Origin of the sequence: Pseudomonas cavernicola (genome assembly GCF_003596405.1) — a bacterium.
GTDB lineage: Bacteria > Pseudomonadota > Gammaproteobacteria > Pseudomonadales > Pseudomonadaceae > Aquipseudomonas > Aquipseudomonas cavernicola.
The window spans coordinates 2,117,087-2,129,479 of sequence record NZ_QYUR01000002.1 but is presented as its reverse complement, the minus strand read 5'-3'; the positions used below and the strand labels follow the sequence as shown (position 1 = coordinate 2,129,479).

General features: G+C 58.1%; 10 protein-coding genes. 6 read left to right on the top strand and 4 right to left on the bottom strand.

What is annotated here, in order from left to right; all coding sequences use genetic code 11:
• Window positions 1-5: 5 nt before the first annotated feature.
• A complete protein-coding gene (locus tag D3879_RS10210; protein ID WP_119954134.1) occupies window positions 6-596 on the bottom strand; it encodes an amino acid synthesis family protein in 591 nt (196 codons plus the stop codon).
• Between the two features lie 376 nt (window positions 597-972).
• Between D3879_RS10210 and D3879_RS10205 the strand changes: the two genes are divergently transcribed.
• Both D3879_RS10205 and D3879_RS10200 read left to right on the top strand, forming a co-directional pair.
• Complete coding sequence (locus D3879_RS10205; RefSeq protein ID WP_119954133.1) at window positions 973-1,641, top strand: cysteine hydrolase family protein; 669 nt, start codon at window positions 973-975, stop codon at window positions 1,639-1,641.
• A gap of 31 nt (window positions 1,642-1,672) precedes the next feature.
• Window positions 1,673-3,034, top strand: coding sequence for a purine-cytosine permease family protein (locus D3879_RS10200; protein ID WP_119954132.1), 1,362 nt, complete (start codon window positions 1,673-1,675; stop codon window positions 3,032-3,034).
• 684 nt (window positions 3,035-3,718) lie between these two features.
• Here the strand turns inward: D3879_RS10200 and D3879_RS10195 are convergent.
• On the bottom strand, window positions 3,719-4,747 hold the full coding sequence (locus tag D3879_RS10195; protein WP_119954131.1) for an ABC transporter substrate-binding protein: 1,029 nt from the start codon (window positions 4,745-4,747) through the stop codon (window positions 3,719-3,721).
• 176 nt (window positions 4,748-4,923) lie between these two features.
• Entirely contained in the window at window positions 4,924-5,697 is a 774-nt protein-coding gene (locus D3879_RS10190) for a class II aldolase/adducin family protein (RefSeq protein ID WP_119954130.1), read from the bottom strand.
• A 176-nt stretch (window positions 5,698-5,873) separates the two neighbouring features.
• On the opposite strand from D3879_RS10190, the gene D3879_RS10185 reads away from it, so the two are divergent.
• The 4 genes from D3879_RS10185 to D3879_RS10170 all read left to right on the top strand — a co-directional run bounded on the left by D3879_RS10185 (window position 5,874) and on the right by D3879_RS10170 (window position 11,577).
• Window positions 5,874-7,316: an aminotransferase-like domain-containing protein gene (locus tag D3879_RS10185; protein WP_119954129.1), complete on the top strand. Its 1,443-nt coding sequence runs from the start codon at window positions 5,874-5,876 to the stop codon at window positions 7,314-7,316.
• Between the two features lie 245 nt (window positions 7,317-7,561).
• Window positions 7,562-8,731, top strand: coding sequence for an aromatic ring-hydroxylating oxygenase subunit alpha (locus D3879_RS10180; protein WP_119954128.1), 1,170 nt, complete (start codon window positions 7,562-7,564; stop codon window positions 8,729-8,731).
• Between the two features lie 63 nt (window positions 8,732-8,794).
• Window positions 8,795-10,456, top strand: a complete 1,662-nt coding sequence (locus D3879_RS10175) for a choline dehydrogenase (RefSeq protein WP_119954127.1) — start codon at window positions 8,795-8,797, stop codon at window positions 10,454-10,456.
• Between the two features lie 44 nt (window positions 10,457-10,500).
• Window positions 10,501-11,577, top strand: coding sequence for a GlxA family transcriptional regulator (locus D3879_RS10170; RefSeq protein WP_119954126.1), 1,077 nt, complete (start codon window positions 10,501-10,503; stop codon window positions 11,575-11,577).
• A gap of 46 nt (window positions 11,578-11,623) precedes the next feature.
• On the opposite strand, the gene D3879_RS10165 is transcribed toward D3879_RS10170, so the two are convergent.
• The gene (locus D3879_RS10165) at window positions 11,624-12,391 is read right to left on the bottom strand and encodes a class II aldolase and adducin N-terminal domain-containing protein (protein ID WP_119954942.1); all 768 of its coding nucleotides are present in this window, start codon (window positions 12,389-12,391) and stop codon (window positions 11,624-11,626) included.
• Between the last annotated feature and the right edge of the window lie 2 nt (window positions 12,392-12,393).

The window sequence follows — 12,393 nt, the reverse complement described above, 5'->3', positions numbered from 1 at the left end:
TTCAATTACTGCGCCTTCTCGGCTGCCAGTTCTTCCAGGTCGATGTAGCGGCTGCCAATACGTGGATGGACACGGCCGCCGTTGGCGGCGCCCAGGACGATGACGATTTCGTCGGCGCGCGGTGCGTCTTCGATCTGCATTTCCAGGGTGATGTAGTGCGAGCGGAAACCCTCGTCATCCTTGTGCATCATCGGAATCTGAATCGAAGTGCCCGGGCCGCCGCGCTTGTTGGTAAAGCTCAGGTAACTCTTGGCCTGTACCGCTTCGCGATAGTGGTTGCCGAAGCGCAGGGTGTGGATCACTGCCGACGCGTGCTCGATCTCGCCATCGGCGCCGACCACTGCGGCCTTGCCGTACGCTTCGATCTTATCGGCGCCGCCGATGGTGGCGGCCAGGCGCTCGACGATCAGCGCGCCCAGTTCAGAGCAATGCGCCTTGATTTCCGGCTTGAGGTCTTCGACAAAGCCACGGCCGTGCCAAGGGTTCTTGATCACCGCAGCAACCCCGACCATGGTCACTGGCTTGTCAGTGGCCTTGCCGCCTTCAATAAGGGTTTCTTCGATATAGGTGACGATTTTGCGAATCTCGAAGCTCATGCTGCTCTCCTGGGTGTGAATCGTTCTTGGTATGATGGTATACCATAAGACTAAATGTGCAAGCCCCCACTGCCGGGCCTCATCTGACGTCGGCGACGAAAGGTCGAGCGGTCTATCGGCCTGACGCCTAAGGCGACATACGGGGTTGCGATGGGATTTCGGTGTATGGTATACCATATTACGCAATGTTTGGGCGGCTTCATGAACCGACAGATTCGCGCTTATCCATGGCACCAAGTGGCCGCGGGCCAGGTGAGAGGCAAAGCCGAAAACATGGGCGTTGGGTATTCAGGCGTCGGTATGCCGACTGCGGCATTCATCTCCTTACATGTGAAATCGATAGCCAAGGCACCCGCTAGGCAGAGGAAAGGCAGCAATGAAGTCAGATACAGCGTTCTTGCTTATCGATATGCAAAAGGAAGATGGTTTTGCGGTAGAGGGATTCGACGCCGTAATCGATAAGGCGGCATCGCTCTTGGCGGCCTTGCGTGAACAAGGCATCCCGGTCATTTATTCAAAGCATGTCAATCGGATCGATGGCGTCGGGCTGCCGAATGGCGAACCACGAGACGCGTCTGGAAAACCGGACGCCTATTGTTCCACTACTGAAAGTGTCGAGATTATCGATGCACTCGCACCGCAGGCGGGTGAGATCGTTATTGAGAAAAATCGCTACAGCAGCTTTTTCCAATCGGAACTCGATGCGCTTTTGAAGCAGATGGGGGTCAAGCACCTATTGATCGGTGGCGTGCTGACCGATGTCTGCGTAATGACCACGGTGTTTGATGCCTATTTCCGGGACTATCAAGTCACCCTGCTTGAAGATCTATGTGGTGCGACTACTGGCGCGGCGCACTACTCATCGCTGTTGATTATGGCTAACTGGGTTTACGACCTTGAGATTTTCACGGTCGAGGAGTACCTGCGTTTCTTGCAAGGGCAAGAGTTTGTTGCGTTCAAGGCGACAGTTCCTGACGAGTTTGCACATGCGCCAGAAGGGCTGGTTGAGGCGGTCAGTAAATTACGTGCAAAAATAAACAAATGATGTTGGCGTTGTTTAGGCGAGGATAAAAACAATGAAAGTCGAACAAAGAAGTATTGATTTTATTCCCGAAGGGGAACGTTACGGAAAACCAGGTTCGCTGTTCTTTATCTGGTTTGGGGCGAATATGAACATCACTACCATTGCTGCGGGTGTATTGCCTGTGGTGCTGGGTTTGAATTTGTTCTGGAGCGCCATGGCCATCATCCTGGGCTCGCTGATTGGCGCCATCTTTATGGCCTCCCATTCCGCGCAGGGACCTAAGCTGGGCATTCCGCAGATGATTCAGAGCCGCGCCCAGTTCGGGGTGATTGGTGCCGTGTTACCCCTGCTGTTTGTGATGATGATTTACCTGGGATTTTTCGTCAGTAATACCTTGCTGGCGGCCCAGGCGGTAGAGACCGTAAGTCCGCTCGGCAGCAATGCCAATATTTATTTGGTGGGGGCGCTGTGTTTTGTCGTGGCTTTATATGGCTACCGCTTGATTCACAAACTCCAGAAGTGGCTGTCGATTCTCTCCGTGGCAGTCTTCCTGGTCGCAACGATCCTGGCGCTGTTGTTACCGATAGCCGAAAGCCAATGGACCACGAGTGGTTTTTCACTGGCCAAGTTCCTCGCTGCGGTTAGCCTTGCCGTCACTTGGCAGCTTTCATACGCGCCCTATGTTGCCGACTACTCACGCTATCTGCCGACCAAAACGTCGGCACCGCAAGTGTTCTGGTTTAGCTATGCCGGCACGGTGATCGGTGGTGCCTGGATGATGATTCTTGGCGCTATTCTGAGTGTGGCCATACCGGATTTCGCCAATAATGTTGGGCTTAACCTGGCAGGCATTTTTGGCGGGCTGGCGGTTTTGCTTTTCGTGTTTATCGTATATGGGCAGGTGGCAATCAACGTATTCAACTTGTATGGCGCATTCATGTCCACGGTGACGGTGATTGAACCCTTTGCCAAACTTCGGGTTACCCCCATGGTGCGCGGCGGCTTCATGCTGGTGATCAGCGTGATTGCGACTGTGCTGTGTACGATTAGTCAGGGCGACTTCATTGCGTTCTTTCTGAACTTTATCTTCTTTATGAGTTACTTCTTGATTCCGTGGACGGCCATCAATCTGATTGACTTCTACTGCTTGCGTAAGGGCGAGTACAGCATTCCTGATATTTTTGACCTGAACGGCAGGTATGGGCGGGTTAACTGGATTGCCTGTATCACCTTCGTATTGGCAGTGTTGATTGAAGTGCCATTTATGAATACCACACTCTATGTTGGCCCGGTCGCGACCGCACTGGATGGTATTGATCTTGCTTGGTTGGTTGGCTTGATCTTCCCGGCAGCTTCTTATTACCTGCTTATGCGTAAGCGCGAGAATGGGGTTGTTCAGCGTTCATTGGTGTGAGGGTTGTAAGTTGAGGTGAGTTCTTCTCCCTGACTTACCAGCGCTATTAATATTTGGCTGCACTCGTCTATGACAGTGCGGTTTTTTTTTGTGCGCCCGGCAGGGCGCACTAACTCGGAGGTGAAAGTCCTCTACACACCCGGCAAGGGGAAGTGTTAGCCGGCGGCAAGGGTGTCGCGGGTGACTGCGAATCTGAAGGAGGCCCGAGGCAAAGCGCTGGCCTGACGAACAGGAAGCGGATACGAGGCGACGCATCGGGGTAAGGCAGCAAAAAAGGCCAAAGCCCGGTACTTGCACAGAACGATGCGACGTACAGAGGGGAAGGGGCTGTAGGAGTTTGCGCCCCGTCTTCGACGGCGTGCTGTCGCGCGGCAAACTGGGATAGAAGGCTAGAGTGTGCGGACGGGCTTTTGTGGGAGCGGCCTTAGCCACGATGGGGCGTGCGTGGTCGGTATCGCGACTAAAGTCGCTCCCACAAAAAGTAAATGCCTGGGGCTGATTCTGCTGCATCAAGTCCAGGGGTCAGTACTTTTAAATCAATTGGTTACATTATTTCTGATGAGAGTTCGATAGCAGGCGGTAACTCCTAGCAGCCGCAAAACTGAACGTAGCACCTGCCGCATATGGCAGGATATTGTGTTCAGTCATTCGGCCGCTAAGCAATTTCCTCGGTTCATGTTAGCGTCATTTCGCTACCCACGAGTTGAAGCGCTGCTCGAGCTCCTCGCCGTTGTCCACCCAGAACACGTTGTCCATCGGGACCGCGCTGTTGAGGTTTTGCGGTGCGGTGTTCAGTTGGGCTGCCAGCTTCGGATCAAGAAGGGATACAGTCTTCAGGTTGGTTGAGCCGTAGGAGAGTCGCTCGGTGTGGATTTTCTGGTTCTCAGGACGCAAGGCGAACTCGATGAACTGTTCGGCAATTTCCTTGTTCTTGCTCCCCTTGGGAATCGCCCAGGAATCTATAGCGTAGATACTGCCGTTCCAGACGACCTGCATGTTGGCGCCTTCCTGCTGGGCACTGAAGACGCGGCCGTTGAAGGCCGTGCTCATGACGACGTCACCGCTGGCGAGAAACTGCATCGGTTGTGCGCCCGCTTCCCACCACTGGAGATGTGGCTTCAGCTCATCTAGTTTCCTGAAGGCGCGGTCAACGCCTTCCCTGGTCGAAAGCACCTTGTAAATATCCTCGTGGGGCACACCATCGGCTATTAGCGCGATTTCCAAGGTGTATTTCGCGCCCTTACGCAGGCCTCGCTTGCCCGGATACTTGTTGGTGTCCCAGAAGTCCTTCCATCCGGTCGGTGCGACCTTGAGTTTGTCTGCATTATAGGCCATTGCCATCGACCAGACGAGGAGACCCGCGCCGCAGTCGGAGAGGGTGCCGGGAACGAAACTCTCAGGGTTGCCAATCAGCGCTGGGGCCAGTTGTTCGAACATCCCCTCGTCGCATCCGCGCAGCAGTTCAGGGCCTTCGACCTGGACCACGTCCCAGTTGACGCTTTTGGTGTCGACCATGGCCTTGATCATGCCCATCTCGCCGTTGTACTCGCCAGCTAGCACCTTGTTGCCGGTGGCTTTCTCGAAAGGCCGATAAAAGGCGTCGGTCTGCACCTTCTTGCTGGTGCCACCGAATGAGATGACGGTGAGTTCGCTCGCCATTGCGTTCGAAGCCAGGGCTGCAATGAGCATTGCCCCAATCGCTGTTTTCTTCATGACCACCTCTTATTAGGATTATATTTTTCACGGATGTTAAAGCACGCATCATGCGATAATTTTATGGCGCTCTCGCGCCAGTCCACCTGGACTTCCCGGTCAGGTGAAGAGTCGATGGCCTGCCCATGGCGCTGACGCGGACGGGCCAGCCGGTCGTCGATGGCGGCTCGCGCCGCTTAGCTCCGGTAGTCGCGTTCGCTGTCCCTGATCAGGCGCAAGGCTGAGTTCCAGGCCAGTATGTGCAGTTGCTGGTCAAACTCGTCGGCCGATTGTTGCGCCGTCAGCAGGCAGACATCCTCCGGCGGATAGCGCAGTTGCCAGCCTCCGGAAAGCGCCTGGACTTGCGCCTGGCATGCCCGCTCAAGGAAATAGATCTGGTTGAAGGCTTCGGGGATTGAGCGGCCCACGGCGAGCAAGCCGTGATTGCGCAGGATCATCGCCATGTGCGAGCCGAGGTCACGCACGAGACGCACGCGTTCGTTCGGGTTCAGAGCGATCCCTTCATAGTCGTGATAACCCAGCCGCTTGTAGAACTTGAGCGCATGCTGGCTGATCGGCAGCAGACCTTCCTCCTGCGCGGAGACCGCAATACCCGCCGAGGTGTGGGTATGGATCACGCAGGCGACATCGTGTCGCGCCCCGTGAATCGCTGAGTGAATATTGAAGCCGGCCCGATTGACGCTGTCCGGACCCAGGCGACTGTCGACGACGTTGCCCTCCTGGTCGACCTTGATGAGGTCGGATGCGCGCATTTCATGGAACAACACGCCGTATCTATTGATCAGGAAATGCCCATCGTCGCCCGGAACGCGGGCGGAGATATGGGTATCGATCAGATCGGTCATACGGAAATGGGCCACGAGCCGATACAGTGCCGCTAACTCACAGCGCACGGCCCATTCTTCCGGTGCGATTTCCTCGCGGTCGATGATATAACCTGTCTCGTGCATGGCACGTCCTTACTTATGGAGTGTTTCTGGCTGCGGGAATGCGTGGCAATAGATGGATAGTGCGGATCGAATCCCGCGGACGCCATGAACAGTACAAGTCGCTAGCGGGCATTGCTGTTACGGTACTTTTACCAATACACCCGCTGATATAACCCTTGCCCCGGCGGTCGTTTCGTATGTTGTTTCTTGATCCTTGCTCCGACGCTCCCCTGGTTAGCCAAATCGTCAACAGCATCCAGCAGGCGATTGACGAGCAAAGGCTTCGCCCCGGTGCGAAGCTGCCGTCGATCCGGAAATTTGCCCAGACCCATCATGTCAGCCACTTCACGGTGGTTGAGGCATACGACCGCCTGGTGGCGCTCGGCTATCTGGTGCCAGTGCGCAACGCTGGTTTCTATGTACGCGGGCAGGCCGGCGACACACACACCGATGAGCCCTCTACCGCAACCGAGCAGGGCGATAGCGAGTTCGATTTCGACGCGTATCTGTTGCTGCAGAAAGTCTTCCAGCCGCTGGATGTCGAAATCAGACCAGGAGTGGGCCTGCTACCCCTGGAATGGACCAACCAAGAGGGGCTGCAGCGTAGCTTGCGCGCACTCGCCAGAGTGGAGCCAAGCAGTTTCTCCAGCTACGGTCACACCAAGGGGGATGTGAGGTTGCGGGGCAAGCTGGCCGACAAGCTGACCGACTACAACATCACCTCGTGTCCCGAACAAATATTGCTAACCAATGGCGCAAGCCAAGCGCTGGATCTGGTGTCGCGCTACTTGGTGCAACGGGGCGACACGGTTCTGGTCGATGAGCCCGGCTACCACAACCTTTTCCTCAATCTGCGTCTGCAAGGCGCCAAACTGGTCGGCGTGCCGCGTACAGTGGCTGGGCTCGACGTCACTGCGCTGGAAAGTGCCGTGCGCACGCATCGCCCCAAGGTCTTCTTCACCAATACTCGTCTGCAGAGCCCGACCGGGACCAGCCTGCCTCTGGCTGTCGTCCATCGACTTCTGCAACTGGCGGAGAAATACGATTTCCTGATCGTCGAAAACGACATTTACGCGGACCTGGACCCGAACGAACAGCAGGTACTGGCCGGTATGGACCAGTTGGCTCGGGTGATTTATATCGGCAGCTTTTCCAAAGTGATTGCCCCGGCATTGCGGGTCGGCTTCATAGCCGCCCACCGCGATCTGATTGACGAGCTGGCGCCGCTGAAGATGATCAGCGGCCTGACCAGTTCGGAGATTACCGAGGCGCTCGTGTTTGATGTTCTGCTTCAGGGCCGGCATCGCAAGCACGTGAAACAGCTGCGGGAAACCCTGGCGGTAGCGCATGAGGTCGTCGCCCGCCGATTGGCGAGCGCCGGGATGAGTATCTTCGTCGAGCCGCGTGCGGGCCTCTTTCTTTGGGCCCGCCACCTGTTGACCGATGACGCCGCCGCGCTAGCTATTAGAGCAAAGGGCAAGAAAATTCTGCTGGCACCCGGTCAACTGTTCATGCCCGACGCTCGGGCAGTACCGTGGATACGCTTCAATGTCGCACACTCGCTCGATGATCGGCTCTATGCATTCTTAGAAGGGCAGCAGGCAGTGATGGAGTGCGCCGCTGTCACCAGGGGAACCTAAGCTGTTAATTCTGCCCACGGGTGACCGGGAGAAATCACGGCTGTGTGAATCGCCCCGGTTTCTGTAGCCACTCTCAAATCTCTGATTGTGGCGAGCAGCATGGGGACTTCGCCCAAACCGGTTTTGATATTTTAAACGGAAAACTGGTCGCTTTCCGTCAATACCCGCTCTTGCACGAGCCCTAGATTAGCTCCCAAAGCAGGCTGCCGCACCGTGCGGACAGCCACTCTTGAGGAGACCAGCTGATGCAATCTGTCGAGACTCTGAACCAGCAAACCCCGGTAGACGGCTGGGACCGCCAAGACCCCGAAGAGGCCTTTACCCTGCCTTCACGCTACTTCTTCGATGAGACCCTGTTCAAAGCCGAGCGCGACAATATCTTTATGCGTGCCTGGCACGTGGCCGGGCACAAGAGCGAGTTCGCCGAGCCGGGGCAATATGTGGTTTGCGACCTGTTCGACCAGAGCATCGTGGTCGCCAAGAACATGCAGGGGCAGATCCACGCCTTTCATAACGTCTGCCAGCATCGCGGCAATCGGTTGCTCGAGCAGCGTCGCGGTACTACCGGCGGCGTCGTGCGCTGTGCCTACCACTCCTGGTGTTACGAGATGGATGGCAGCCTGCGCAGCGCTCCGCGTTGCGAGCGCATGAAGAACTTCGAACCGCAACAATTCAACATCCCCAAGGTGCGTATCGAAGAGCTGGGCGGCTTTATTTATTTCAACCTGGACCCGCGCGCGCCCTCCCTCGCGGAACTGTTCCCCGGCGCCGACGAGGAGATGCACCGGGTCTTTCCGGATATGGGCAAGATGCGTCTGATTGAGGAGCAGGATGTGATAGTCCCGGCCAACTGGAAGGTGATCATGGATAACTCCATCGAGGGTTACCATTTCAAGCTGTCCGGGCCCTGTCACATCGACCTGGCCAAATTGATCGACTTCAAGGGGTACCAGCTGACCAAGCGCGATAATTGGTGGACCTATATCGCGCCGGCCAACCTGGAGGCGGAAACCGCCTATGGGGTGGGGCTGAAAGGCGAACGAAACCCTCAGGAATGTTTCTTCAATATCGGTCTGTGGCCGAATAACACCTTCTACACCTTTCCGTTCTCCGAGTTCCTCGGCACCTTCATGATGATCCCGCTAGATGCCGAACGCTCGCTGCTGCGCTTTGGCTATTACACGGCGAACGACCAGACTGCCGAAGTCAGCAAGGCCTGCATGCAATGGATGAACGAGGACCTGGGGCCGGAAGACATCGCGCTGAATATCTCGGTGCAAAAAGGCCTGCATTCGCTTGGCTACGACCAGGGCCGTTACATGATCGACGCTCAGCGCAGTAATGAAAGCGAGCATCTGGTTCACCACTTCCACCGTCTGGTCTTTCAGGGCATTCACGGCCAGTCCGCGAGCTGAAAGAACTGCACGGGATCAGCGCCGCTGATCGCGCTTTCACCACCTGACGGAGCAAGCCTGGGAATGTCCGAGCATCAGTTTGACTATGTGATTGTAGGAGCCGGTTCGGCCGGCTGCGTGCTGGCCAACCGACTGGGGGAAGACCCCTTGGTGAAAATCCTCGTGTTGGAGGCCGGGCCGGTAGACAAAAGCTGGACCATCGATATGCCCTCGGCGGTGGGCATTGTCGTAGGCGGAACTCGCTATAACTGGAATTACAGCTCCGAACCCGAGCCCTACCTGGATGGTCGGCGAATCGGCACGCCCCGCGGGCGTACCCTGGGCGGCTCATCCTCGATCAACGGTATGGTCTATATCCGCGGGCATGCCCGTGATTACGACGGCTGGGCGGCACAAGGCTGCACGGGCTGGAGCTATCAAGAAGTGCTGCCATATTTCATCCGCTCACAGACCCATGCCGAGGGTGCGGACCCATACCGTGGCGACGCCGGGCATTTGCATGTCACCCCCGGCGACATCCACACACCGCTGTGCGCGGCCTTCATTCAAGCAGGGGCGCAAGCAGGCTACGCCTTGAGTAGCGATCTGAACGGTTATCGCCAGGAGGGTTTCGGCCCGGTGGATCGCACCACACGGGCAGGTCGGCGCTGGAGCACCGCTCGCGGTTATCTGGCACAAGCCTTGGAGCGCGGCAATGTCAGTGTGGCGACCGGGGCCTTGGCCTTGCGGATTCTGTTCGAGGGACGCCGCGCCTGCGGTATCGAATACGAGCAGAATGGTCGGGTCCAGCAGGCCCATGCGGCGCGGGAAGTGCTACTCACTGCAGGGGCGATCAACTCGCCACAGCTGTTACTGCTGTCCGGTATCGGCCCGGCGGATGATATCCACAGCCTGGGTCTGCCGCTGCAGCAGGATTTGCCCGGCGTCGGGCGGCGGCTCAACGATCACCCGGATGCCGTCGTGCAGTATTTGTGCAAAAAGCCAGTTTCCCTCTATCCCTGGACCACGGCACCGGGCAAATGGTGGATAGGTGCACGCTGGTTCGTGACCCACGATGGCCTGGCGGCGAGCAACCATTTCGAAGCAGGCGCCTTTATCCGGTCGCGGGCGGGGGTCGAACATCCCGATCTGCAACTGACCTTCATGCCGCTGGCGGTGCAGCCGGGTAGCGTCGATCTGGTACCGGCGCATGCCTTCCAGATTCATATCGACCTGATGCGTCCCACTAGCTTGGGCAGCGTCACCCTGAAAAGCACCGACCCACGACAAGCGCCGCGCATTCTGTTCAATTACCTGAAGACCGAACAGGATCGTGCCGACATGCGTGCCGCTGCCCGACTGGTCCGGGAGATCATCGAGCAACCGGCCATGGCCGCTCTCAAGGGCGAAGAACTGGTTCCCGGGCCGGCGGCGCGCAGTGATGAGGAACTCGATGCTTGGGCCCGGCGCGTAACCGAGACCGGCTACCATGCCAGTGGCACCTGCAAGATGGGGCCGAGCGACGACCCCGAGGCGGTGGTCGACCCGCAGTTGCGCGTGCACGGTGTGCAGGGACTACGGGTGGTGGATGCCTCGATCATGCCAATCATCGTCAGCGGCAACACCAACGCGCCGACGGTTATGATCGCGGAAAAAGCCAGCGATATGATTCGCGGTCTGCGGTCTTTGCCCCAGGCCCAGGCAGCCGTCTGGATTCATCCGCAATGGCGCACCCAGCAGCGTTAATAATCCCAGGAAGGGCCCCAACTTTTTGCACAGAGAGGCGGAGCATGAACAGCGAATCCGGCGAGGCCGGTGCACAGGTCGAGACACTGCTGGATTGGCGGCGGGGCGAGATAGCGCCGTTGCGTATTGCGGTGTTGCTACTGCCGTCGTTTTCCAATCTGGGCCTGGCGGCTGTCATCGAGCCCTTGGCGATCGCCAACTGGCTGACTCAGCGGCAACTGTTTGAGTGGACCCTGCTCTCGCTCGACGGCCAGCCGGTGCAAGCCAGCAATGGGCTGTGCAGCTTGGTGGCAGATAGCATCCGGCCCGAGCAGGGTTTTAACGTCTGCCTGGTTATCGCCAGCTTCGATGTGCACAAGCACAGCCACAACCATGCGCTGAAAATCTGGCTGCGCAAACAGGCGCTGTTTGGCGCCGTCCTGATGGGCGTGGAAACCGGCACCGAACTGCTGGCCGCCGCCGGTGTGCTGGATGGTTATGAGGCGGCGGTGCATTGGGACAATCTGCAGGGCTTTCAGGAAAGTTATCCACGGGTGCATGCCAAGGCTCAGCTCTACACTCTGGATCGGCAGCGCCTGACCTGTGCCGGTGCTACCACCACCTTGGACATGGTGCTGAGCTGGCTCGGGCAAAGCATCGACAGCGACCTGGCCCGGGAAATCGCTATGCACCTGTTGATCGGGCGGGTGCGCCAGCCCACGGACAATCAGCTGGATGGCGATCAGCCCAACACCAGAGTCTATGGCGGCAAGATGCGCCGGGCCGTGCTGCTGATGGAGCAGGCGCTGGAGGAGCCACTGGACTGCGAGGCGATCGCCAGTCGGGTCGGGCTTTCCCAGCGGCAGTTGGAGCGTCAGTTCAAGCAACACACCGGGCTTTCGCCGCTCAAGTACTACATCACCCTGCGTCTGGCCAAGGCCCACAGCTTGTTGCAGCAGACCAAACTCAGCGTGGCGCAAGTCGCCGCCAGTTCCGGTTTCGGCTCCCTGGAACATTTCTCCCGTGCCTACCGGGCCAAGTTCGGCTGCCCACCGAGCCAAGACCGTAGCCAGATCTGGAGCGCGCCGGTGATGCGCCAACCCCTGAGCCGGGAACCCAGGCAGCCAACGCCGAAGGACTGAGCAACGGCGCACTCATCCTGCACGCCGTATTTAGTGGCTGCCGTCTTCAATGACAATAGTCAGGCTCGTCCTGATCCAGAATCTTGAGCAGCGCGGCAAAGTGCTTATCGGCAAACCCTGGGTAATCCAGCCACTGCTGCGCGGTCTTGCGCGCGATCTCATCGCTAGTAATCCGCAGCGGCAGGCCGGTCGACAGCGCGGTGATATAGGTTTCGCAGGCGCGCTCGAAATAGTACAGATCGTCAAAAGCCTGGGCGATGCTCGACGCTGCCACCAGCAGCCCATGATTGCCCATCAGCAGAATCGGCTTATCGCCCAGCAAGCGGCTGACCCGTTCCGCCTCGTCGCCCAAGCCCATGCCGTCGAATCCCTCGTCGATGGCGACGCGTTCGAAAAAGCGCATCGAATTCTGCTCTATGGGAGGCAATCGCGAGTCGGCCAGGCAGGCCAGCGCCGTCGCATACTTGGAATGCGTGTGCAGAATGCAGCGCGCCTGCGGCTGGTTGCGATGCAGCGCGCTGTGCAAGGCCCAAGCCGTGATGTCCGGGGCATCGGGCCGATCAAGGCTGGTGGGGTCGTCGGCATTTACCAACAGCAGGTCGCTGGCCTTGATGCGGGAGAAGTGCGTCCCGTAAGGGTTGATCAGAAATTCCCGGCCATCAGCCGAAACCGCCACACTGAAATGGTTGGCGATCGACTCATGCATCCCCAGCCTAGCGGCCCAGCGGAAGGCGCAGGCCAACTCGGTTCGCTGCTGCCAATGGCTCAAGTTAAGGTGTGGATCCAGGTCGGAGCGCTCGGCGAGCTTGTTCATCG

Bases quoted from the DNA above. Each gene is read 5' to 3' on its own strand.
- D3879_RS10180 (WP_119954128.1), top strand. From the start codon at position 7,562: ATGCAATCTGTCGAGACTCTGAACCAGCAAACCCCGGTAGACGGCTGG.
- D3879_RS10195 (WP_119954131.1), bottom strand. From the start codon at position 4,747: ATGAAGAAAACAGCGATTGGGGCAATGCTCATTGCAGCCCTGGCTTCG.
- D3879_RS10205 (WP_119954133.1), top strand. From the start codon at position 973: ATGAAGTCAGATACAGCGTTCTTGCTTATCGATATGCAAAAGGAAGAT.
- D3879_RS10170 (WP_119954126.1), top strand. From the start codon at position 10,501: ATGAACAGCGAATCCGGCGAGGCCGGTGCACAGGTCGAGACACTGCTG.
- D3879_RS10175 (WP_119954127.1), top strand. From the start codon at position 8,795: ATGTCCGAGCATCAGTTTGACTATGTGATTGTAGGAGCCGGTTCGGCC.
- D3879_RS10200 (WP_119954132.1), top strand. From the start codon at position 1,673: ATGAAAGTCGAACAAAGAAGTATTGATTTTATTCCCGAAGGGGAACGT.
- D3879_RS10185 (WP_119954129.1), top strand. From the start codon at position 5,874: ATGTTGTTTCTTGATCCTTGCTCCGACGCTCCCCTGGTTAGCCAAATC.
- D3879_RS10210 (WP_119954134.1), bottom strand. From the start codon at position 596: ATGAGCTTCGAGATTCGCAAAATCGTCACCTATATCGAAGAAACCCTT.
- D3879_RS10190 (WP_119954130.1), bottom strand. From the start codon at position 5,697: ATGCACGAGACAGGTTATATCATCGACCGCGAGGAAATCGCACCGGAA.
- D3879_RS10165 (WP_119954942.1), bottom strand. From the start codon at position 12,391: ATGAACAAGCTCGCCGAGCGCTCCGACCTGGATCCACACCTTAACTTG.